Source organism: Succinatimonas hippei YIT 12066 (assembly GCF_000188195.1).
Lineage (GTDB): Bacteria > Pseudomonadota > Gammaproteobacteria > Enterobacterales > Succinivibrionaceae > Succinatimonas > Succinatimonas hippei.
This window is the reverse complement of sequence record NZ_GL831013.1, coordinates 1-23,155: the sequence shown is the minus strand read 5'-3', so window position 1 is coordinate 23,155 and position 23,155 is coordinate 1. Positions and strand designations below refer to the sequence as shown.

At 42.9% G+C, this 23,155-nt stretch carries 18 protein-coding genes and 5 tRNA genes; 11 read left to right on the top strand and 12 right to left on the bottom strand.

What is annotated here, in order from left to right; genetic code table 11:
- Positions 1 to 183: 183 nt before the first annotated feature.
- Complete coding sequence (locus HMPREF9444_RS06400; RefSeq protein WP_009143588.1) at positions 184 to 699, bottom strand: prolyl-tRNA synthetase associated domain-containing protein; 516 nt, start codon at positions 697 to 699, stop codon at positions 184 to 186.
- A 1,303-nt stretch (positions 700 to 2,002) separates the two neighbouring features.
- Here HMPREF9444_RS06400 and cpdA point away from each other — a divergent pair.
- From cpdA to parE, 5 genes are all read left to right on the top strand, one after another.
- Positions 2,003 to 2,824, top strand: a complete 822-nt coding sequence (cpdA, locus tag HMPREF9444_RS06395; RefSeq protein ID WP_040909342.1) for a 3',5'-cyclic-AMP phosphodiesterase — start codon at positions 2,003 to 2,005, stop codon at positions 2,822 to 2,824.
- Between the two features lie 8 nt (positions 2,825 to 2,832).
- Positions 2,833 to 3,414 carry a YqiA/YcfP family alpha/beta fold hydrolase gene (locus tag HMPREF9444_RS06390; RefSeq protein ID WP_009143586.1) on the top strand — a complete coding sequence of 194 codons (582 nt, stop codon included), beginning with the start codon at positions 2,833 to 2,835 and terminating at the stop codon, positions 3,412 to 3,414.
- A gap of 56 nt (positions 3,415 to 3,470) precedes the next feature.
- Complete coding sequence (locus tag HMPREF9444_RS06385; protein ID WP_009143585.1) at positions 3,471 to 4,154, top strand: response regulator; 684 nt, start codon at positions 3,471 to 3,473, stop codon at positions 4,152 to 4,154.
- A complete protein-coding gene (locus tag HMPREF9444_RS06380) occupies positions 4,130 to 5,605 on the top strand; it encodes a sensor histidine kinase (protein ID WP_009143584.1) in 1,476 nt (491 codons plus the stop codon). The genes HMPREF9444_RS06385 and HMPREF9444_RS06380 overlap by 25 nt, the downstream gene beginning before the upstream one ends.
- An 84-nt stretch (positions 5,606 to 5,689) precedes the next feature.
- Positions 5,690 to 7,606, top strand: coding sequence for a DNA topoisomerase IV subunit B (gene parE / locus HMPREF9444_RS06375; RefSeq protein WP_009143583.1), 1,917 nt, complete (start codon positions 5,690 to 5,692; stop codon positions 7,604 to 7,606).
- Positions 7,607 to 7,651: 45 nt separating this feature from the next.
- Here parE and HMPREF9444_RS06370 read toward each other — a convergent pair whose 3' ends face one another.
- Positions 7,652 to 8,011 (bottom strand): thioredoxin family protein, encoded by a 360-nt coding sequence (locus HMPREF9444_RS06370; RefSeq protein ID WP_325058485.1) that lies wholly within the window; start codon positions 8,009 to 8,011, stop codon positions 7,652 to 7,654.
- 338 nt (positions 8,012 to 8,349) lie between these two features.
- Between HMPREF9444_RS06370 and HMPREF9444_RS06365 the strand changes: the two genes are divergently transcribed.
- Complete coding sequence (locus tag HMPREF9444_RS06365) at positions 8,350 to 10,929, top strand: glycogen/starch/alpha-glucan phosphorylase (RefSeq protein ID WP_009143580.1); 2,580 nt, start codon at positions 8,350 to 8,352, stop codon at positions 10,927 to 10,929.
- A 193-nt stretch (positions 10,930 to 11,122) separates the two neighbouring features.
- Positions 11,123 to 12,253 (top strand): N-acetylglucosamine-6-phosphate deacetylase, encoded by a 1,131-nt coding sequence (gene nagA / locus HMPREF9444_RS06360; protein WP_009143578.1) that lies wholly within the window; start codon positions 11,123 to 11,125, stop codon positions 12,251 to 12,253.
- Positions 12,254 to 12,328: 75 nt separating this feature from the next.
- Here the strand turns inward: nagA and HMPREF9444_RS06355 are convergent, their stop codons facing one another.
- Positions 12,329 to 12,757 carry a rhodanese-like domain-containing protein gene (locus HMPREF9444_RS06355; RefSeq protein WP_009143577.1) on the bottom strand — a complete coding sequence of 143 codons (429 nt, stop codon included), beginning with the start codon at positions 12,755 to 12,757 and terminating at the stop codon, positions 12,329 to 12,331.
- Positions 12,758 to 12,766: 9 nt separating this feature from the next.
- On the bottom strand, positions 12,767 to 14,191 hold the full coding sequence (gene hldE, locus HMPREF9444_RS06350) for a bifunctional D-glycero-beta-D-manno-heptose-7-phosphate kinase/D-glycero-beta-D-manno-heptose 1-phosphate adenylyltransferase HldE (protein WP_009143576.1): 1,425 nt from the start codon (positions 14,189 to 14,191) through the stop codon (positions 12,767 to 12,769).
- A gap of 112 nt (positions 14,192 to 14,303) precedes the next feature.
- On the opposite strand from hldE, the gene HMPREF9444_RS06345 reads away from it, so the two are divergent.
- Complete coding sequence (locus HMPREF9444_RS06345; RefSeq protein WP_009143575.1) at positions 14,304 to 15,716, top strand: MFS transporter; 1,413 nt, start codon at positions 14,304 to 14,306, stop codon at positions 15,714 to 15,716.
- A 34-nt stretch (positions 15,717 to 15,750) separates the two neighbouring features.
- Here the strand turns inward: HMPREF9444_RS06345 and kduI are convergent, their stop codons facing one another.
- The 7 genes from kduI to HMPREF9444_RS06310 all read right to left on the bottom strand — a co-directional run bounded on the left by kduI (position 15,751) and on the right by HMPREF9444_RS06310 (position 19,080).
- Complete coding sequence (gene kduI, locus HMPREF9444_RS06340; protein ID WP_009143574.1) at positions 15,751 to 16,593, bottom strand: 5-dehydro-4-deoxy-D-glucuronate isomerase; 843 nt, start codon at positions 16,591 to 16,593, stop codon at positions 15,751 to 15,753.
- A 98-nt stretch (positions 16,594 to 16,691) separates the two neighbouring features.
- Positions 16,692 to 16,766 (bottom strand) — tRNA-Ala (locus HMPREF9444_RS06335).
- 21 nt (positions 16,767 to 16,787) lie between these two features.
- Positions 16,788 to 16,863, bottom strand: a tRNA-Ala gene (locus HMPREF9444_RS06330).
- 16 nt (positions 16,864 to 16,879) lie between these two features.
- Positions 16,880 to 16,955, bottom strand: a tRNA-Ala gene (locus tag HMPREF9444_RS06325).
- 87 nt (positions 16,956 to 17,042) lie between these two features.
- Positions 17,043 to 17,118, bottom strand: a tRNA-Ala gene (locus tag HMPREF9444_RS06320).
- A gap of 20 nt (positions 17,119 to 17,138) precedes the next feature.
- Positions 17,139 to 17,214 (bottom strand) — tRNA-Ala (locus HMPREF9444_RS06315).
- A 147-nt stretch (positions 17,215 to 17,361) separates the two neighbouring features.
- Positions 17,362 to 19,080 carry a proline--tRNA ligase gene (locus HMPREF9444_RS06310; protein WP_040909343.1) on the bottom strand — a complete coding sequence of 573 codons (1,719 nt, stop codon included), beginning with the start codon at positions 19,078 to 19,080 and terminating at the stop codon, positions 17,362 to 17,364.
- Positions 19,081 to 19,236: 156 nt separating this feature from the next.
- Between HMPREF9444_RS06310 and HMPREF9444_RS06305 the strand changes: the two genes are divergently transcribed.
- Genes HMPREF9444_RS06305 through mpl form a run of 3 tightly spaced genes read left to right on the top strand, consistent with a single transcriptional unit; the run spans position 19,237 to position 21,909 of the window.
- A complete protein-coding gene (locus tag HMPREF9444_RS06305; protein ID WP_040909340.1) occupies positions 19,237 to 19,461 on the top strand; it encodes a hypothetical protein in 225 nt (74 codons plus the stop codon).
- A gap of 18 nt (positions 19,462 to 19,479) precedes the next feature.
- The gene (locus HMPREF9444_RS06300; RefSeq protein ID WP_040909339.1) at positions 19,480 to 20,544 is read left to right on the top strand and encodes an FAD:protein FMN transferase; all 1,065 of its coding nucleotides are present in this window, start codon (positions 19,480 to 19,482) and stop codon (positions 20,542 to 20,544) included.
- A 6-nt stretch (positions 20,545 to 20,550) separates the two neighbouring features.
- The gene (gene mpl, locus HMPREF9444_RS06295) at positions 20,551 to 21,909 is read left to right on the top strand and encodes a UDP-N-acetylmuramate:L-alanyl-gamma-D-glutamyl-meso-diaminopimelate ligase (protein ID WP_040909338.1); all 1,359 of its coding nucleotides are present in this window, start codon (positions 20,551 to 20,553) and stop codon (positions 21,907 to 21,909) included.
- Between the two features lie 39 nt (positions 21,910 to 21,948).
- Here the strand turns inward: mpl and HMPREF9444_RS06290 are convergent, their stop codons facing one another.
- Positions 21,949 to 22,977 carry an alpha/beta hydrolase gene (locus tag HMPREF9444_RS06290; RefSeq protein ID WP_009143568.1) on the bottom strand — a complete coding sequence of 343 codons (1,029 nt, stop codon included), beginning with the start codon at positions 22,975 to 22,977 and terminating at the stop codon, positions 21,949 to 21,951.
- Between the last annotated feature and the right edge of the window lie 178 nt (positions 22,978 to 23,155).

Sequence of the window (23,155 nt, the reverse complement as noted above, 5' to 3'; positions counted from 1 at the left end):
ACAACGAAGACACCTACACCGTATCGGGAGGCTTTAAGCACAGTTTTTAATTAAATTCTCGACAGAATAAAGCGTCGTTATTAATGATGGCGCTTTCACCTCTTTAAGGCCGCGCCTTTCGTTTCATGAAAGTTTTTGCCTCTAGCGGCCTTATTTGGAAGTTTATTTATCTTTTAGAAAAATTCAAATCTCTTCTTTAATTAAGCAATCATTTAAATTGATCATTTCAATAGTATTTCCATGAGTTCTTATGATTTGTATCAGATCTTGAGGATCAAACCATACTGTAGCGGTATTATCGTTTGGATGAATTCCTATCATATGTGAGACGGTTGTAAATTCTTCATCTACATACCAAATAACCGAGCAAGATTTATCGTTAAGCAGACCGAAAGGAGATACGGATCCGGGGATTAATTGCAGTTTGTCTTCAAGATCGGCAGTCGATGCAAAAGAAAGAGCTCTAAGTCCGAATTTTTTGCGAAAAGCTTTTAAATCTACACGTTTATCTCCACGAACGGTTATTAGATAGTAATTGCGTTTTTTGTCATCTCTTACAAAAAGATTTTTAGCTTCAGCCTCGGGATAAGGGAAAACCACATCCGCAGTATCTTTCATACTAAAGAGCGCGCAATGTTCGGTTATTTCATGCTTGATGTTTTTAGCTTTTAATAAATCGTAGATATTTTGTTTGTTCATGATGATTTTGTTTATTTAAGGTTGTTTTTCAGTATCGCTACTAGATAAGAGTCTACACATACAAAAGAAAATAGACGATACCGTTTTCACCGATTTTCAGATCGCTGTTATGAAACTCATACGAAATAGATAAATGAATATTATATTTTGCTATTAATTTTTTAGTGAAGGCAAAGAATAGCTTTTATCAGATATTATTTTTATCGAGTGGTAAAAATTATGCCTGTTTGCAATAACAGTTTTGGCAATTAAGAACTTGATTCCCATTTGATCTTATGGTGCAATTTTGTATTTTTTACTGATTTTTAAGAGACTGTATTAGTATTTAATCGTATAAGACCCAGAGAGTTTTTCAAAATCCATTGGTAGATTTTGCTCTCTCAATTATAAGAGCAGATGTTCTTTTTTAAGCTGTTTTCAATCAAGTAAATCTTGACAGAATTTTCTTTTCATAATCAATTAAATGCACGAAATCAAGAATTTTATGTGTCTAATATTTCACGTTTTCTAGGATTTCTATAGCGATAATTTACACGTTTTCTAGATTTTTAAAATAAATTGTGAAAAGTTAAGAGAGGTAGGTTTTGAAATATTTAAATTTTTAGACATTACAATCCGCGTAATTTTTTTGTTTGATTCTATCTTCTAGCTCTTTTTTACAGAAGGGTAAATTTAGTTTTGGGCGACATTTAGAGCGATATTTTGGACGCTATATAATGAAAATTATTGTGGGATGAGCTGGTCGTTCATGGACATTTAGCTTTAAATCATTCTGAAAAGAGATCGTTTTTAGTCACAATCGTCTGCATTGCATATTTCATATTTTTAGCTAGTTGTTGACGGTCAGGTATGAAGAAGATGAGCATGAGCTTTTCCTGGCATTAATGCAGTAAGTGAATGTAATTAGAGCTAAAAGACAGCAAGTTGCTTATTTTCACGAAATCCAGATTTTTTATGCTCTGTTTTTACACGAAATCAAGATTTTTAAATTTTAATAGTAGATATATTTATATTAAATGTAGATTTATATGTGTTTTCTCATTTGTTTGCTAAACACGAAGAGTGCGACTGCATCTTAAGCTTAAAAATTTGATGTCTGCATAAATTTTGAAAAATTGTTTTAATGGGGTGTTTTAGCTAACTCATTGATAGAGCTATATCAGTGCAGCTTTGTTGTAAATTTTAGAGATGAATCAAAAATTTGAAATGTTTGTTAATTTGCTACGCAAATAACTGTATTAAGTTTTCTTGCTATGTAGTATTGTGTTGGATTTTCAAAAATAACCTAAGGATATAATTTTTTATGCGTACCACGATAATGAAAAGCAGACAAGGAGATGCGATAAGCGTATTGCAGCTTACCGACACTCATTTGTTTGCCGACGAGCATGGTACGCTTTTAGGCATAAAAACCTCAGAAAGCTTTAAAGCCGTGATTGAGTCCGTGGTCAATCAGGGCATGCATTTTGATTTCATCATGGTGTCAGGGGATGTTTCCCAGGATTATTCTCCCGAGTCTTATCAGCGTTTTGCCCATATGGTGGCATTGCTTAAATCCCACGTGTTTTTCTGCCCCGGCAATCACGATGACGGTCCTTTGATGTACCGCATGTTTGACAGATTAGGCGTTGATACCAATAAGCACGTTATCTGTAATAATTGGCAGTTCGTGTTTTTAAACTCGGAAGTTTACGCTATGGCGCACGGCTGGGTACAAAAAGAAGAGCTGCAGTTTTTAAGAAAGTGCCTTGAAAGATATCCTGATTTAAATACCGTGGTGGTCGTGCATCATTTGCCGCTTTTGGTTAAAAGCCGCTGGCTTGATACTCAGACAATGCACAATCAGGATGAGTTTAATTCATTTATATCAAAGTTCCCGCAAATAAAAGCGGTGGTCTGCGGTCACGTGCATCAGGAATTTGATTCCGTCATCAACAATATCCGTTACATAGCCACGCCGTCCACATCGATTCAGTTTGAGCCTTTATCGCATGATTTTGCACTTGATCAAAAGGGACCCGGGTGGCGCTATCTTACATTGACTTCACAAGGCGAAATCCGTACTGAAGTATTCAGGCTTCCTCCCGGACGTTTTATTGCCGATCATGGTGTCTCCGGCTATTAGGAGTCGTTATGCACATTTGTTATATTCACGGCTTTTTATCAGGATCTGCCGCGGTTAAAAGTACGATTTTAAAAAATTACATTAAAGAAAACCGTTCTGATTTAACTTTTTCAGCCCCTGACTTTCCGGATACTCCTAAAGAAGCTCATGATGCCCTTATAGCGTATTTTGAGAATTTAACTAAAAAATATGAAAAGATAGGTCTTGTCGGCAGCTCCATGGGCGGTTTTTTCTCTACTTTGCTGTCAGGAGTTTTCGGCTTTAGAGCAGTACTGTTAAACCCTTGCGTTCACCCTCAGGATTATTTTCAGAATTTAATCGGCGATCATGTCAATACGGTTACCGGCGAGCGCTTTACGCTAAAGCCGCAGATGCTTGACACGTTAAAAGAGCTTGATGCCTCTATTACTTTTAATCCTTGTAAAATCAAAGTATATTTACAAGACGGGGACGAAGTCCTTGATTATAAAAAGTCCCTTGCTTTTTATGACAAGTCAGAGATAGTTCTTATGCATGGCGGTTGTCATGCTTTTACCGATTTTATTGATATCGTTCCTGAAGTTTTGGACTTTTTGGAAAATAAAAACTAATTTTTCTCTAAGCTTTAGCGCTTACACTAAAGGATACGGATTGTAAGGAGAGAAAGATGCGCATTCTGCTGGTTGAAGACGATAGGATGATTGGCCAGGCCGTAAAAGAAGGCCTTGAGAGCAAGTCTTACGCCGTTGACTGGTTTCAGGACGGCAATACTGCTTTGTATGCTCCTGAAGACGTGGATTACGATTGCATTTTGCTTGATTTAGGCCTGCCGGGGCTTGACGGTATGTCTCTTTTAGGCAAATGGCGCGCGCAGAAAATAAAAAGTCCCGTTATCGTACTTACCGCCCGTGACGCGATTGCCGACAGAGTAAGCGGCCTTGATAAAGGCGCGGATGATTATTTGGTAAAGCCTTTTGATTTTACCGAGCTTTTGGCAAGAATAAGAGCGGTGCTGCGTAGAAGCACGGGTAATAGCGAAAAAATTGACAATATTCTGACCAACGGGGCGCTTACCTTGGATCCGGTTGAGCATCTTTTAACCGTAAAAGAAGAAAACGAAAGCCGTGAAGTCTCATTAACTTCCCGTGAGTTTTCTTTGCTTGAAGCTTTGATGCAGCGCCCCGGCGCGGTATTGTCGCGTGAGGCGCTTGAACAGCGCATTTACAGCTATGACGAGGAAGTTGAAAGCAACGCGGTTGAATTTATCATTCATTCTTTAAGAAAGAAAATCGGCGCAAGTCATATTAAGAACGTTCGGGGTGTCGGGTGGAAAGTGGCAAAAGAAGCATAGGGCGATCGCTTAAGTTTCGTCTTATCCTCATTTTCTCTTGCCTCGGTTTTCTGGCGGCGGTCGGTGCCAGTCTGTGGTCTTATTATTCAGTTAAAAATGAGACTTTAAATTTTATTGATGAAGAGTTGTCGCAAATCGCTGCGACGGTAATTAATTACAACATGTTAATCCCCAAGCGCTGGGAAGGCCCGCGTCAGGCACACCGGCGTATGTTTTTTCGCCGCCATCATAGTATGGGCAGAAACTCCGAAATAATTATCGAAGAGCAAAATATTAATGAAGGCAGAATGCGTCCGCGGCCCCGGAGTCAAGATCTTCCGTCGCTTGGCGATTTGGCTACCCGCCGTTTTGATATCGTTATTGCTCCGTTGTACGGGCAGGCTCGCAACAATATATTTTTACCCTCGGGAATTGAGGACGGTTTTTACACCGTACTTATTTCCGATAACCGAACCCGTGTTTTCGTGGCGACAAAGCCTGACGGCGAACGCTTTGTGGTAGCCCGCCCGTTAGATGTCGTCAATGATATCAGTGCCAAAGCGCTTAACACTTCCTTTTATGAGTTTTTGGCCCTGCTTTTAATTTACATTCCTATAGTTATCATAAGCGTTAATTTGACCTTTAAGGCGGTTAAAGCCTTGGCTCTTAAGCTTGATAAACGCAAGGAAAATGATTTAAGTCCTATCGTGACGGAACATAAAGGCTATATTCCTTCAGAGCTTGATTCTTTTATCGGCGCTATTGATCGATTATTTGACAAAGTTGAGGAGAGCATGGCGGTACAGCAGCGCTTTATTGCCGATGCTGCCCATGAAATGAGGACGCCGCTTACCGCGTTGTCTTTGCAGGCTGAAAGCCTTGCTGATGAGGATTTGCCACAAAAGGCACAAGACAAATTAAAAGCACTGAGGCAAAGCATCGAGCGGGAAAAAGATTTGATGAATGCTCTTTTGTCTCTTACCCGCATGCAGAATAATAAAGAACAGGCGGTGTATGCTCCATGCGATATTGAAAGTTTATTTATTGCTCTTATTGAGGAATTAAGTCCGCTTGCCGAGGAAAAAGATATTGATTTCGGCGTTGACGGACCGATGGCTTTTACTGCTTTTTCTTCTCTTCCTGATTTAAAGTGTGTTTTAAACAACTTTACCGTAAACGCTATTAAATATACTCCCGAAGGCGGCAGAGTGGATTTAACTTGCAAAGAAGAAGGTGATTTTCTTTTCCTGGAAGTTAAAGATACGGGGCCCGGAATTTCTAAAGAATATTTGGAAAGAGTTTTTACCCCTTTCTTTAGAGTAGGCGGCGACGGCTCCAAGATACCCGGAACAGGTCTCGGTCTTGCCATAGCCAAAGCGGCTGCAACAAGAGCCGGAGCACAAGTTAAGCTTATAAATCAAAAAGAAGGCGGACTGTGCGCTCAAATCAAAGTTAAAAAGTACTCCAAGTAAAAGCCTTTCTCCAAGAAATTTTTGCTTGTGCTAAAATTCATGAGGAATTTTAAGGCTCACTTATATCTTTAAATTAAAACACGCATGACCAAAGAACAGATTAATGAATATACCGGCGCTTCCATTGAAGTATTAGAAGGTCTTGAACCGGTACGCCGTCGTCCCGGTATGTATACGGACACCCAAAATCCCAACCATTTGGGTATGGAAGTAATTGATAACAGTGTTGACGAAGCTTTAGCCGGTTTTGCCACGAAAATTGAAGTAAATTTATATAAAGACGGTTCTCTTGAAGTAATCGACAACGGGCGCGGCATGCCGGTTGACATGCATCCTACGGAGAAAATCCCGGCAATTGAGCTTATTTTCTCAAGGCTTCATGCCGGCGGTAAGTTTTCAAACGACAATTATGCTTTTTCAGGCGGTCTTCACGGCGTGGGCGTAAGCGTGGTTAACGCTTTGTCAAAGCGCCTTGAAGCAAAAGTATCTCGTGACGGGCAGGTTTACTCTATAGTTTACTCAGGCGGTGAGAAAATCGAGGATTTGAAGGTTATAGGCACATGCCCGAAATCAAGAACCGGAACCGCCATCCGTTTTTGGCCTGATGAAAAATATTTTGACGGCATTGCTTTTAACGTCAAGGCGCTTACGCATTTGCTGCGGGCAAAGGCGGTTTTGTGTAAAGGCCTTAGTGTGGTGTTTAAAGATGAGAACAGCGGCAAAGAGGAAGAGTGGCACCATGAGGGGTCGCTTAGCTCTTATCTTTTGACGCAGATGCAGGATGCCGAGATTGTTCCCGATCCTCCTTTTGACGGCAGTTTTTCTCAGCCCGAATCTGAAGTTGAATGGGCGGTAACCTGGAACGTTGACAGCGCGGATAAACTGTTGCATGAATCTTTTGTTAACTTGATCCCGACGCCGGAAGGCGGTACCCACGTTAACGGTTTTCGCTCAGGTCTTTTGATTGCGTTGCGTGAGTTTTGTGATTTACATGCCTTATTGCCGCGCAATTTAAAGTTGGTTGCAGATGACGTGTGGGCACATTGCTCATTTGTTCTGGCGGTTAAAATTCAAGATCCGCAGTTTGCAGGGCAAACCAAGGAAAAACTTTCATCCCGTCAATGCGCTTCATTAGTTGAAGGCATTGTTAAAGATGCTGCCGCTTTGTACTTTAACTCTCATACCGAAATAGGCAAAGCGGTCGCAAAGCTTATCATTGAGTCAGCCAAGCGTAGGGAAAGCGCAGCTAAAGTAGTAGAGCGCAAAAAGAGCGTACGCGGTCCGCAGCTTCCCGGCAAGCTTGTCGACTGTACTTCAACCGACCCTTCACGCGGAGAGCTTTTTATCGTTGAGGGTGATTCGGCAGGAGGATCGGCACGTCAGGCCCGCGATTCAAGTTATCAGGCAATTTTGCCTTTGCGCGGAAAAATTTTGAACACTTGGGAAGTATCGGCTAACACAGCCCTTGCTTCAGAGGAAATCCGCGCTATTTCCGTTGCAATGGGACTTGATCCTGACAGTGATGATTTAACTAATCTTCGTTACGATAAAATCTGCATTCTTGCCGATGCCGATTCTGACGGGTTGCATATCGGTACGCTTTTGTGCGCTCTTTTTGTCAAGCATTTTCCGGCGCTGGTACGCGCAGGTCACGTCTATGTCGCCTGCCCTCCTTTATATCGTCTTGATTGCGGCAAAATTAAGGAATATGCACTTGATGATGAGGAGCTTGCCTTAAAGCAAAAGCAGTTCTTAAAACGCGGCATTAAAGCTGAAAATATTAAAATTCAGCGTTTTAAAGGTTTAGGCGAAATGAATCCCGAGCAGCTGCGCGAGACTACTTTATCTCCCGATTCCCGTCGACTGATGCAGCTTACGCTTGAAGATTTAGGCGACGGACCGGTATACGCTTTAATGGATATGCTTTTGTCTAAGAAAAGGGCGGCAGATCGCAGACAGTGGCTTGAAAAGAACGGTGATAAAGCAGAGTTAATAGATTGAGAAGTTACGTGCAGGATTCCCTGCACGTGGAATCTTGAGAGCTTCTTACATATTTTCTTTGATGAAAGCTTCTATTTCATGCGGCTGCGAATTGGCAACCATTTTAGAGGCAACCATTTTCCCTTCTTTAAATATGCACAAAGTCGGGATGGTCATAATGGAGTATTTTTCGCTTACCGCTTCTGCTTTGTCGACATCAACACGGGCGATTGTTAAATCAGGCATCATGTCGGCAAATTGCTGAATGTAGGGAGCAAGTTTTTTGCAATGAGGACACCAATCGGCTGTAAATCCTGCAATTACGGTAGTTTTACTGTTTTCTACTTTGTCTGCAAAATCCTGTACTGAGTTGATTGCGATAAGAGCCATAGTTTTTTCCTTTTGTTTGCTGTGTTGAGTTCTCATAATAGCAGAAGCGTGATTTAACATTATTTAAATGAGAATTTATCGTAAGTTTCGTAAATTGCACATAGACTATACGAATGTGACCTTGTTGTTTGATATGGTGACGACGTTGAGTCTAAAAAATGTTATAATCAAATAAATATACCCATTTTAAACATAAGGTATTTTTTGACCTGTTTTTAAATGAATTTTTTAACTGCGCTTAAATTTTTGATTTTTCATGTCAAAGTGAAGGGCGCAAAATTTTGCTTTATTAAAAATAGAATTTTTTAATTGAAAATTGAGGCATCCTTTTAAATATATAAAGGATGAAGTCAACATGTCTTTAGGAGGCATAGATGGCCGTTAGAAGCTCCGGAGCTAAAAGTTCCGCCGGAAATAAGCGTTCAGTAAAAAAAGCAGTCAGCTTGGCAGAAACCAAAGCCGTTGCGGCAGCTAAAGTTGATGCCCGTGCGGACAAGAATTCCTTAAAGCTCGACGTAAACGTTTTTAAAGAAAAGATTGTGCATCATTTACGCTGCACCATCGGAACCTCTGAGAAAAAAGCCAGCAAGCTTGCATGGTGGCAGGCTTTGGTGGCAACAGCAAATGAATTAATTTTCGATCGTCTTACCCAGACTCAATATACTCACGCCACTAAAGATACTCGAGCTGTTCATTATTTATCAGCCGAGTTCTTGATGGGTCGCCTTACCGTAAACAATTTGGTAAGCCTTGAAGTTTACAACACCGCCAAATCCGCTTTGCAGGAATTGGGAATTGACATCAATGAGCTCTGTGAAGAAGAAACCGATATGGCATTAGGCAACGGCGGTTTGGGCCGTTTGGCCGCTTGCTTCATGGATTCATTGGCAACTTTAGCCTATCCTTCAGTGGGTTACGGCATCCATTATGAAAACGGCTTGTTCCGTCAGGAAATTCGTGAAGGCCGCCAGATTGAGCGTCCTGATTCTTGGCGTGAATACGGCTGTCCGTGGGAAGTTTGCCGTCCTGAGTCCGTACAGGAAGTACCTATCGGCGGTTTTGTCGAAACCCAGACCGCACCTGACGGCTCTATCCGTAAAGTATGGCACCCCGAGCACATGATCAAGGGTGTACCTTGGGATATTCCTGTTGTCGGTTTCCGCGGTGCTTCAGTTACTATTTTGCGTTTGTGGGAATCTCGTCCTACCGAGTCATTTAACTGGGACGTATTTAACGCAGGCGGTTATGTTGATGCGCAAAATGAGAAAGCTGCGGTCGAGACCATCTCCAAAGTTTTGTATCCTAACGATTCAACCGAAGCCGGCAAGATGCTGCGTCTTACTCAGCAGTATTTCTTCTCATCCTGCTCGCTGCGCGATATCCTGCGCCGCTACAACCGTACTCATTTCCATGATTACGGCGAATTTGCCAAGAAGATTGCAATTCAGTTAAACGATACCCATCCGGTTATCGCTATTCCTGAGTTAATGCGTCTTTTGGTTGACGAGGAAGGCATCAGCTGGGATGCTGCCTGGGAGATCGTAACCGAAGTATTCTCTTATACCAACCACACTTTGCTGCCTGAGGCATTGGAGAAGTGGCCGGTTTATATTTTCGAGAAGCTTTTGCCCCGTCATCTTGAAATCATTTATGAAATCAACTATCGCTTCTTAAATGAAGTAGTTGAAGCCAAGTGGTCGGGTGATGACGAGAAGAAGAGAAAGCTGTCCATTATTGAGGAAGGTCCGTGCAAGATGGTCAGAATGGCAAATCTTGCTGTTATTGCTTCCCGTAAGATTAACGGCGTTGCCGAGATCCACTCAAAACTCGTACGTGAGAATCTGTTCCCTGAATTCAGCACTTTGTGGCCTGATCGCTTCTGCAACGTAACTAACGGTGTAACTCCGCGCCGCTGGATGCTTGCCTGCAACCCGGGACTTGCCGAGCTTTATAATGAGATAGCCGGTAAAGATTGGCCGCTGCATCTTGATTCATGTGCGGCGCTGCGTCCTTATGCCGATGATCCGCAGATCCAAAAGCGCTTTATGGACATCAAGTTCAAGAATAAAGTTGCTCTTGCCGCTGAAATCAAGAAACTGTGCGGTGTTGAGGTCGATCCGCATGCCATGTTCGACGTACAGATTAAGCGTCTGCATGAGTACAAGCGCCAGCATTTGAACTTATTGTATATCCTTCACTTATACCGTAAGCTTCTTGCAGATCCGGCAATGCGTATCGTTCCGCAGGTCTTTATTTTCGGTGCCAAAGCAGCTCCTGCTTATACTTTGGCCAAGAATATCATTTACGCTATTAACGTTATCGGCGATAAGATCAATAACGATTACCGTATCCGTAATCAGTTGAAGGTCGTATTCATGCCTAACTACCGCGTATCTCTTGCCGAGAAGATTATTCCTGCAGCCGATATTTCAGAGCAGATTTCAACTGCAGGTTATGAAGCTTCCGGTACCTCCAATATGAAATTCTCCATGAACGGTGCTTTAACCTTGGGAACCATGGACGGAGCCAATATTGAGATTGTCGCAGAAGCCGGCGTTGAGAATAACTTCATTTTCGGTATGTCCGTAAAGGATGTTCAGGAGTTGAAGGCAAAAGGCTATAATCCTTGGGATTTCTACAATTCAAATCAGGATTTAAGAGCCGTCGTCGATTGGCTTGACAGTGATTTCTTCACCGAAGACCGTCAGGCTTTAGCTTCCATCAAGCACTCCTTGCTTGAAGGCGGTGATCCTTATATGGTTCTTGCTGACTTTGCTTCATACTGTGCAGCTCATAAACGCGCAGAGGAAATGTATGCCGATAAGGCTCGTTGGGCTCATGCCGCGATTATGAACTCTGCTTCAATGGGTAAGTTCAGCTCTGATCGTTCTATTGAGGATTATGTCCATAATATCTGGAAGCTTAAGAACTACGAAATTAAAGACGAAATTTAATTTTAAAATTTTTGTTTAAACTTTAAGAGCGGCGAAGATCAGAGATGACTTCGCCGTTTGTTTAAATAAACGGCATTATTTGCAGCTGTAGTGATAACGCGCATGCCTTTAGTTTTGTTAAATAAAGTTAAGACATTACGGAGGTAGGGCCGGCTTTGCTCTTTGCGCAAGAGAAATTACGGTACGGTTTGGTATGAAGATTATAAATGCTAAAGTTTTTACTCCTGCCTTTACTTTTACAGTTAAAGACATTTGTGTTTTGCATGAAAAATTTTCCGCAGACTCTTTAGATAATTGCGTAGTTGACGCCAACGGTCTTTATGCAATTCCGGGGCTTATTGATATCCATTTTCACGGTGCCGTAGGCTGTGATTTTATGGACGGGACGAAGGAGTCTTTGCGCAGTATTGCCGCATATGAGGCAAGTGTCGGGGTAACTTCGATTTGTCCTGCAACCATGACGATGAGCCGGGAAGATATTTTAAAAGCCTGTACTAATGCCCGTGATTTTAGTCCTGATGTAAAGTGCTCTTCTTTAGTCGGCATCAATATGGAAGGACCTTTTGTTTCGCCGCATAAGGCAGGAGCGCAAAATCCCGTTTTCGTGATGAAGCCCGATCCGGAGTTTTTCAGAAAGGCTCAAGCTTTATCGGGGAATAAAATCAAGTTGCTTGCCGTTGCTCCGGATACTGAAAATGCGCTTGACGTCATTGCAATGCTTAAAAATGAAGTTCTATGCTCAATTGCTCATACTTGTTGTGACTATGATACTGCAGCACGGGCAATAGCCGCAGGAGCTGTACATCTTACTCATTTGTATAATGCCATGCCGCCGCTTCATCATCGTGAGCCCGGACCTATAGGCGCTGGGGCTGACGCTAAATGGTGTGAGGCTGAAATCATCTGTGACGGAATTCATGTTCATCCTGCGGCAGTCCGAGCAGCTTTTCGTCTTTTCGGCGAGGATCGCATGATTTTAATCTCCGATTCAATGATGGCCTGCGGACTTGAAGACGGAATCTATACGTTAGGCGGACAAAAAGTAATCGTTACGGATCGCAAGGCACTTCTTGATAATGGTACGCTTGCCGGATCTGCAACCAATCTTTTTTCTTGTTTGAAGATTGCAGTCCGGGATATGGGTATTCCGTTTGAAACCGCAGTACGCTGCGCAACTTATAATCCTGCTCGTTCTATTAAGGTTTTGGATACGGTCGGAACCATTGAAAACGGCAAGCAGGCAGATTTGCTTTTGCTTGATGAAAATTTGGATTTAAAAGCGGTATTGCTGCGCGGCAAGTGGCTGTTTAAGGAAATTTTGTAGAAAAATAGCGGCTTCTTTATGGAGTACCGCTATTTAAACACAGTAAGAGCACGAAGTGTCTGGCGCTGATTGCTTTTAGTTGTTGTCTTGAATCAATCCGTATTGCCAGGTGGAAACTCCGCCGAAATTGACTACGTATTTATATCCGGCATTGACAAGATATTGCCCGGCAATTGTGGCGCGTCTTCCCGTTCTGCAGTATAAAAGCAGCGGTTTATTTAAGTCAGGCGCTTCCTTAAGGATATGCCCGTCTTTTATTGTTTCAACCGGAATATTGATGGCGCCTTCAATGTGTCCTTCGGCAAATTCTTCAGGACTTCTGACGTCAATCAAGACACCTTTATTTTTTTCAATAAGTGCGTACGCGATATTCTGCGCAATTTCACTATAACCTGCAGGCATGGTGTATTCATCAAGCAGCTTGTCTGAGTTGCTGACTGCAAAAGACGGGAACATAAAAGCAAGGCCTCCGATTAGGCAGGAAATTAAAAAAGTCCGTTTCATAAAATTTATTTAATTGCTGTTTTTAATTTTTTTAACAATATTAGAAGTTGATTTACCTGCAACGAAGGGCAGGATAATGACTTTACCGCCATTGGCGATTACTTCTTTATGTCCGGCAATTTGTTCTACGGTATAATCACCGCCCTTAACTAAAATATCAGGCAGAATCTTGGCGATAAGCCGCTGCGGCGTTTCTTCGGAGAATGGAACTACGAAATCGACGCAGCCTAAGGCCTCAAGCACTTCCATACGATCATTTAAAGTAACGATAGGACGGGTCGGGCCCTTTAATTTTTGTACCGACTCATCTGAGTTTACAGCAACGATTAGAACATCACCTAAAGCGCGGGCACGCTTTAAATAATCGACATGACCTTTGTGGATGATATCGAAGCATCCGTTAGTCATGACGATACGTTTTTGCTGGGATTTGAGGGTATTTACGACAGTCAGCAAGTCGTCTTCGTTTATAATGCCGCCTGCGCGGTGAGTTCCTTCAATTTCCTGTTTTAATTCTTGAGGACTTGCAGTCGAGGTTCCGAGTTTGCCCACTACAATTCCCGCTGCTCGGTTGGATATTTCGCAGGCGCTTATAAGATCAAGTCCTGCAGCAAGGCCTGCCGCTAAAGTGGCAATAACGGTATCGCCGGCGCCGGTTACATCGTAAACTTCACGGGCATGGGTCGGCAGATGTACGGGAGGAAGTCCCGGACGGATTAAAGACATACCGTCTTCAGAACGAGTGACAAGCAGTGCACTTAAATCAAAATCGGCAATCATTTTAAGTGCTTTTTTGACCAGATCGTCTTCATCTTTAACTATGCCTGCTACAGCCTGGAATTCGGACATATTGGGAGTCAATAAGGTAGCCCCGCGGTAGCGGTTGAAATCGGTGCCTTTAGGATCGATTAGCACCGGAATTTTAAGATCGCGGGCGGCTTTTATCATTAGCGGAACGCAGGCAAGTGCACCCTTGCCGTAATCAGAGCAGATAAGAACTTTTGAGTTGCGCAGTGCTTTACGCAGTGTCTGCATGATTAAGCCGTGATCGACATCGGAGTAACCTTCTTCAAAATCAAGGCGCAAAAGCTGCTGATTACGAGATAAAACTCGCAATTTGGTAATCGTAGGCAGATTTTCAGCTTTAATAAAATCAGTATCGATGTGTTTTGAGGTGACCAGGGCGTTTAATTGTTCTCCTGCCTCATCATTGCCGATGATTCCTACCAACGAGCAAGGCGCGCCTAATGCCGCGATATTGATGGCGACGTTGGCGGCACCGCCGGCTCGGTCTTCTCGTTTGTCAATTTTCACGACCGGAACGGGAGCCTCGGGAGAAATGCGCTTGGAAGGCCCTGACCAGTAGCGATCGAGCATGACATCACCTATGACGGTAACGCGTCCGTTGAAAAGAGGAACAGAAAGAGTACTCATAAACACCAAAACTCCTAATTTTTTCTGTAATTATATATGCCTTCGGTCTGCTTGTCCTACAAGAGGTAAAAATGTGTTAAATTATTAAAGTTAATCCAAGTTTTAAAAAATCATGCGTAAAACAATTTTTCAGCAATTGTCAGATAGTTCGCTGCGTCCTTTGCCTTTTGCGGTTATCGTTGCGGTACTGTCAATAATCTTCGGTTATTCCTTAGGTGCTTTATTTGTTAATTTACAGTACATTACCGATTTTTATATTTTAGGCGAAAGTGAAATTGATGTAGTTTTCGGAACCTTTATTCTAGGCGGTATTTTAGGCGCATTTTTAGGATCGGGACTATGCGCAGGAGCGGGGCGGCGCATCACTTTAATAGGCAGTGCCGCATTAGGCGCAGGAAGCAGTCTTGCTACGGTATTTTCCCCGTCTTTTAGCGTATATCTATGCTCATTACTGGTGATGGGGGTGGCTTTTTCCTTATATACGCTGTCCTCTTTAATCTATATTTGCGAGATAACCTTGCCGTCAAATCGCGGTTTTTGCGCTTGCCTGTTGCCTGTTGCCTTTTTACTTGGCGTGGAAATCGGTATTTTCACACCTGATTTAAGGCCCAGCGGCGAAGGCTTTCCTTTATATCTGCTGCTGGTGATGATCCATATTCTTGCTTTGGTCATTGCGATCTTAAAGTTGCCTGAAAGTCCGCGCTGGCTCGCTTTATCCGGATACTATGATGCCGCGTTATCCGTATTGTTTTCCCTGCGCAATGATATGGGAATTGCGGCACGTGAGCTTGCTGGCGTGAATGAATGCTGCCGCGGTGAAGAAAAAGGATCCGAGCTTTTTTTGCAGAATACCAATTTCCGTAAAATTGTCTGGCTGCTTTTGAGCTTGGTTTTATTTATTCAGTTAAGCGGTATCGTGATCCTGCCGTACACTTTTTCCGACTTAATGATAAAGACCAGTTACAGTAAAGACTTTTATATGTTCTCGTATTCGTACGATCTTTTAAAAGCTTCGCTTACTGTTGCGCTTTTTGGGGCAGTTACCGCGATGTTTACCGTAGACAGATGCGGCAGAAGAATTCCGATGATAATAAGTGCCGCCGTTTGTGCAATAACGTTGTTTGGTTTATGCCTTATATCTTTTAGTAAAATTGAAATTGTCAGTATGGCGATTATTTCAATTTTAATCGTGATGTTTATTTATTCGGCTTCCGTTTTTTTATGCTGCTTTATGGCAGTGCTCGTATGTGAGGTGATTCCGCTGCGCGGCAGGGAATTCGGAATGGCAATGGTACTTTTGGTAAATTACGTAACAATTTTGCTTTGCTTGCAGCTTTTCCTGTCAGTAATTTTAACGTTGGATTTTAAGGGGTTGTTCTTTATAGAGTTCATCGCAGCAGCGGTTTTGTGCAACATAACTTACAATTTTGTGCCCAATACTAATGATTCGTCAATTGAGAATATTGAAAACCGTTTATTTGCAGGACGTGATTTAGTAAATTTGGGAAAGGGCGTTAAACATTAAAGGATAGGCCCCGTTTGCGGGGCCTTAAAAGCAATCAGCGTAAATCTTTAATTGCGATATTGTCCATATCGTCAAATTCCTGATTTTCTCCTACCATCGCCCAAATGAAGGTGTAATTTGAGGTTCCGCATCCGGAGTGGATACTCCATGACGGACCGATTACGGCCTGTTCATTGTGCATAACAATGTGGCGGGTCTCCTGCGGTGTGCCCATCATATGAAATACGGCCTGATCTTCAGGAATTTCAAAGTAGAAGTAAAGTTCCATACGGCGTTCGTGAGTGTGGGCGGGCATGGTGTTCCACACTGAGCCTTTCTTTAATTGGGTAAGACCCATGGACAATTGGCAGGTTTTTAATACGTCAGGGTGGATAAACTGATTGATGACGCGATCGTTGGCGGTCTCAGGAGAGCCGCAGGGACGATGATTGGCTTTGCTCATCGGAATGAAAGTTGTGGTGTAGGAACAGTGAGCCGGAGCCGATGCCATATAGAATTTAGCCGGCTTTTCAGGATCGTCGCTTGAAAAGATTACTTCTTTGGTGCCTTTGGTTATATATAAGCAATCTTCAAAGCCCATGTGATATTCGGTTCCGTCACATTTTACGGTACCTGCGCCGCCGACATTGAAAACACCCATTTCACGGCGCTCTAAAATATAGTTGGTTCCGAAGTTATGATAGCAATCAATACCGTCATCAAGAGCAACTGCACGGCTTACCGGCATGCAGCCGAAAGCGCACATTCTGTCGACATGCGAATAGGTAACAAGAACTTTATCAGCTTCAAAGAGTTTTTCGATTAAAAATTCTTTGCGCATTTCTTCAGTGGTGAAACGTTTAAAGTGTTCGGGATTGGCACTGTAACGAATATCCATAATCTTTTCCTTATGCAGAATGAACGAACATAATGGCGTGATTATAGCGTAAAGGTTTTGGGAAATATTTGACGTACAGAAAATTTTGGATTTGCTGATGGTGGAGGTAAGCGGGATCGAACCGCTGCCTCCTGAATGCGATTCAGGCACTCTCCCGACTGAGCTATACCCCCACAGCGATATATGAAGAGGATTGGTGGAGGTAAGCGGGATCGAACCGCTGACCCTCTGCTTGCAAAGCAGATGCTCTCCCAGCTGAGCTATACCCCCACTGCGGGAATGAATTTGGTGGAGCTACGCGGGATCGAACCGCGGACCTCTTGCATGCCATGCAAGCGCTCTCCCAACTGAGCTATAACCCCAAATTCAATAAGACACTTATTATAAACTTAAAACTAAACGTGTCAATAAAAGAAAAAGAACACGTTCTTAAATAAGTGAATGTTGAATGGTGGAGGTAAGCGGGATCGAACCGCTGACCCTCTGCTTGCAAAGCAGATGCTCTCCCAGCTGAGCTATACCCCCACTACTGGACAATCTGAATTTGGTGGAGCTACGCGGGATCGAACCGCGGACCTCTTGCATGCCATGCAAGCGCTCTCCCAACTGAGCTATAACCCCAAGTTCAGAAAGTGTGCACTATTATAAATGCTCTTTTTTGCCTGTCAACTAAAAAAATTAATAAATTTTATATTTTTATATTTTTCTTTATAAATCAAATAATAAAAAAGCCCGCTTTTGGCGAGCTTTTCCATGAGTTTTAATGCATTAAAGCTTAGCGCAAACAAAATCAAGAATTTTGTCTACGGAAACTTCTTCTTTTTGGCCGGTTTTTCTTGATTTGTATTCAACGCTGCCGGCGGCAAGACCGCGATCACCGATAGTGATAACGTGAGGGATGCCGATAAGTTCCATATCCGCAAACATAACGCCGGGGCGTTCGTCGCGATCGTCGTAGAGAACTTCAACTCCTTTTGCTTCAAGTTCAGCGTAGAGTTTTTCAGCGGCTTCTCTTACAGCTTGAGATTTATTGGGCTTGATGGCTACTATAGCAACCTGGAACGGAGCCATTGAATCAGGCCATATGATGCCTTTATCATCGTGATGCTGTTCAATTGCGGCGGCGATAACGCGGGTTACGCCGATACCGTAGCATCCCATCTGCATATTAATAGGCTTTCCGTCTTCACCTAAAACGGTAGCCCCCATAGATTCCGAGTACTTGGTACCGAGCATGAAAACCTGTCCTACTTCAATACCTTTTCTTAAGTGCAGGGTTCCTTGTCCGTCGGGGCTCGGCTCGCCTTCTTCAACATTACGCAGATCGGCAACTTCGTAGTTAGGAACATCGCGATCCCAGTTAACGTTAATGAAGTGGTATCCGGTGTGATTTGCTCCGCAGGCAAAGTTTGCCATCTTATCGGCGGTGCGATCAATAATGATTCTGCCTTTAAATCCTACAGGGCCTAGAGATCCCGGGGTGGCTCCCGTAAATGCGGCTATTTCGCTTTCAGTTGCAAATTCTATAGGGTCTAAAATGCCGGCTATCTTGCCAGCTTTGACTTCATTAAGCTCTTGATTGCCGCATAAGCAAAGCATAATAAGGTCGTATGTCCCGTCTTCCTTTTTTTCTCCGCGAACGATAAGGCTCTTTAAAACTTGTTTTGCATCAAGACCTAAAGCTGCCGCGGCTTCATCAACGGTATGGCAGCCTTTGGTTTCCTTTTCGCTATATGCTTCGGCGGGAGCTTTGCGATCATAAGCAGGAGCTAAAGCTTCAGCCATTTCAATATTGGCTGCGTAATCCGATTTGTCGGAGAATACTATGGTATCTTCACCGGCATCGGCTAACACTTGGAATTCATGGGAGCTGCTGCCGCCTATTGAACCGTTGTCGGCTTCAACGGGACGGAAATCAAGGCCTAAACGAGTAAAAATACGCGAATAAGCATCATACATATCCTTATAGGTCTTCTCTAGGGAAGCATGATCAATATGGAATGAATAGGCGTCTTTCATAATGAATTCACGACCGCGCATTACACCGAAGCGAGGACGGATTTCATCACGGAATTTAGTTTGAATCTGGTACAGATTTATAGGCAGCTGACGGGCGGATTTGATTTCTCTGCGGGCAATTGCGGTAATGACCTCTTCGTGAGTCGGGCCTAAAACGAATTCATTTTTTTTGCGATCTTTAAGGCGGCACAGCTCTGGACCGTATTTTTCATAACGTCCAGACTCTTTCCATAAATCTGCAGGCTGAACGAACGGCATAAAGAGTTCAATGGCGCCGGCACGATTTAATTCTTCGCGAATGATTTTTTCAACTTTTTGTAAAACGCGCATGCCGGTCGGAAGCCACACGTAAATACCGGAAGCGATTTGGCGGATAAGTCCGGCTCTTAACATAAGACGATGGCTGACGACTGCGGCCTCAACCGGATTTTCTTTTAAAGTAGATAATAAATATTTGCTGGTACGCATTTTCTGCTCTTTAAAATCATAAAGAAAAGCCGCATTTGTAAAGAAGCGGCAAGATAAAAACACCGTTTATTATAACCTACCGGTAAGTTTTTTTCAGAAAAGACCGAAATGACCTAAATCACTGTATAATTTTCCAAGGCTTAAGAGGATTTTTAAATGATTTACTTAGTTTCTTTTATCTTTTTCGTGGTCTTTGTCGGATGCTTGGCTTTGGGCTTTCTCGTGCAGAGAAAGAAGCTTTTAAGCGAGGGGGAAGCCAATGCAATTTTAGAAGGTCTTACCTGTGCTTCCTGTACGGCTTCCTGCGGTTTTGCCGGGCAAAAAAGAAAGCCTTCTAAAAAATGTAAAGCGGATCTTGCTATTCCTTCAAAGACCGTATAAGACGCAAGAGATTTTTTTATGAAATTCAAAGTACTCGGAGCAGCACTGCTTTCGTGCGCTCTTTTATTAGGGTGCGGCGATAAAGCTGCTACTACGGCCAAGGCTCCTGCTCCCATGGTAAAAATTCAAGGTAAAACCATGGGAACTTTTTATACTGTTACGATTCCCGGAACTTATGAAGGCGGAGAAGAGGCTTTACGAAAGATTTCAGAAGAAGCTTTTAAAGAGGTCAGCGATGCAATTTCTACTTTTGATCCTAATTCAGAGATTGCTCGTTTTAACGCATTTGATTCAACTGAGCCGTTTCCGATTTCAAATTATTTGGCCGACATTATTGAAGAGGGCAATCGCCAGTCATTGATGATAGGCGGGGTAATGGATTTTAGCGTCGGTCCTTTGGTCAATTTATGGGGATTCGGTCCTGAAGGTCGACCTGAAAAAGTTCCTTCCGAAGAGGAAATATCTGCAGTCAGGGCTTATGTAGGACATGATAAATATGAGCTTAGAAGAGAGAACGGCAAGGCTTACTTAAAAAAAGCCGATCCGCGCGTGAAGCTTGATTTATCCACGGTGGGTGAGGGATTGGGCGCAGATCTTCTTGCACAAAAGCTTGATGACAAGAAAGTTCCAGCATATATGATTGCCATTGCCGGAGCCATTCGTACAAAAGGCAATAATCCTCAGGGTAAACCGTGGAAAGTCGGAATTGAAGATCCGAAAGGTGAGGGCATTTATGCGGCGGTATGTCCTCTAGGTGACGGTATGTCGACAGCCGGTTCTTATCGAAATTTCTTTATCGATAAAGAAACCGGTAAGCGCTATTCTCATGCAATTGATCCGCGTACGGGAAAACCCATCGATCACTATACTGTCTCCGTTACGGTTATCGCTCCTTTAACCTTAATAACCGATGCTCTTGATACCGGACTTTTGGTCTTGGGGGCTAAAGAGGCGATTGAATGGGGTAATAAGACCGATCATGCCGTTTATGCTATAGAAATGGATAAAGACGGTAAGGCTGCTGCAAGTTATTCAAGAGCTTTTGAACCGTATCTTAAATGTCAGATTAACAATAAGCGTTAGGCTGTTATGCATATTCATATCTTAGGGATCTGCGGTACTTTTATGGGCGGCATCGCCTTAATTGCACAAAAAGCAGGGTTTAAAGTTACCGGATCGGATAAAAATGTTTATCCTCCGATGTGTACGGAGCTTGAGGCTGCCGGAATTAAAATTTACGAAGGCTACGACGCAGAGCAACTTGATGTAAAGCCCGATCTTATTGTGGTGGGCAATGTTATGAAGCGCGGTATGTCGGTAATTGAGCGCATGCTTAATGAAAGAATTCCTTATGTGTCCGGTCCGCAGTGGCTTGAGGAACATTATCTTTTAAACAAAAAAGTACTTGCCGTAGCCGGGACACACGGAAAAACCACGACGACAGCCATGCTTGCCTGGATTTTAGAGGCCAATAATTTGAATCCGGGCTTTTTAGTGGGAGGAATTCCTGAGAATTTCGGTTATTCGGCCAGAGCTACCGAAAGTCCGTATTTTGTGATTGAGGCGGATGAATACGATTGTGCTTTCTTTGATAAGCGTTCTAAATTTCTTCATTATCATCCTTTCGTGCAGATCCTGAATAATCTTGAATTTGATCATGCGGATATTTTTAATAGTCTTGATGACATTAAAAAGCAATTTCACCATTTGGTCAGAACAGTTCCGGGAAACGGTACAATCGTAATGCCGTATGCATATCCTGCTCTTGAGGATGTTTTGAAGATGGGAGTATGGACTCCCGTTAAGCGAATCGGCGGTAAAGACGGACTTCACGCTAAACTTATTAAGCAAGACGGATCCGTTTTTGCCGTTTATAACGGTGCTGAATTTATCTGTGAGGTAAATGCGCAATTTTGCGGTGAGTATAATGTCAGCAATGCTTTGATGGCAGCAGCTGCAGCCGCGGCAGTTGGCGTTGATCTTAAAAAGGCATTATTAAGTCTTGAGACTTATAAAATGCCTAAGCGCCGTATGGAATATAAGGGATGTGAAGGCAACGTTGTAGTTTATGATGATTTTGCGCATCATCCTACGGCAATTAAGCTTACTCTTAATGGTCTTCGGGCTAAAGTAGGTAAAGACAAACGTATTATCGCGGTTTTTGAGCCGCGCTCGAATTCAATGAAGATGGGGGCTAATAAAGAGTTTTTAGCTGAGTCTTTTGCAAGTGCCGATGAGGCTTTTATTTATGCACCTAAAGAAGTTGTCTGGGACGTGGAGTCACTTGAAGAAAAGTCTCCGACCCCGCTGCATGTTGAGCATGATTTTGATGTTTTGCTTAATAAAATCGTCAGTGCATCTCCGGCAGGTTCTACTGTTTTGGTAATGAGCAACGGCGGTTTTAACGGCATCCATCAAAAGCTTTTGGCTTTGCTTAAATCCCGTTAATTTTAAGTAAGATCCGCACAAAAGCGGATCTTTTCGTGTTTAAAGATCAAGGCGTTTTTCTTCAGAGCCTTTTTCGATTGGTCCTAGTTTTTGCAGGAAAAAGTCGGTAATTTTATTGATTACTGCATCTTGATACCATTTAATGCCGGCATGATCGGCTCCTTCTATTAAAATGTATTCAGACTCCGTTTGTCCGTTATTTTGTAAAGCTTCAAACATATGAGCGCTTTGCAGAGGACTTACCAACATATCAGCTGAACCGTGCATCAGCAAAAAGGGAGGTTCGTTGCCGTCTATGTGGTAAATAGGACTTGCGTATTGTGCTTTTTCTTTATTTTTTGAAATAGACATTCCGGGAAAAGTGTTGAAAGCGGCACCGTTAACGAGCAGGGCTTCAGTTACGGCAGGAGATTCATGTACCTTTTGAATTTCATCGGAGTAGCCTTCACCGATTGATAACAGATCCGATATGCCGTACAGGGAAACTACGGCTTGAACATCAGATGATTGCTGTAAAAAATCACCTTGATTAAACTCTGTCTCTCCATTGGTAGCTCCCAGCATTTGAACCACGTAGCCGCCTGCCGAATCGCCTAAAACTCCGATTTTGTCAGAATCGATGCCGAATCTATCGGCGTTGGCGCGTAAGAAGCGTACTGCGGATTTTGCATCTTCTATTAAGGCAGGGAAAAGATTGGGGACGGTACGATATTGTGCTGAAGCCACTACAAATCCGGCCTTGGCAAGAGCAAAACGCATTTCGCTGAATTTGTCGTGATCCGCGGTGGTAAAACCTCCGCCGGGGAAATAAATAATCGCAGGCTTTTTAACGTTGTTTCGCGGAATTAAAAGATTCATTCTAAGCTGGGTAAGCTGTCTGTCGCCTACTATTTGAGAATATATAACTCCGGTTCGCGAATCAATGCGTCCTGTGACCTCGTTTACTGAAACTACTTGAGCTCCGTCGGTATAGCCGAAAAGATCTGTTTTGTTTTCTGCGGTGCAAATGCCGGAGAAGGAAGCAGCCGCAAGTGGTAAAGATATTAGGAGTGCAGATATTTTTTTCATGATAATTCTCTTTTTACTGACGATTGTAGATTACGAAAAATAACGAATAAGAACAGATATAGAGATGGTCGTATCGTTGGTCAAATTTGATTTTAGATCGTGAAATGCTAATTTTCCAGATAATGTGTCTTAATTACGAAAAAGCCACGCAATGAACTCTACCCCGTAGAGTAGACCG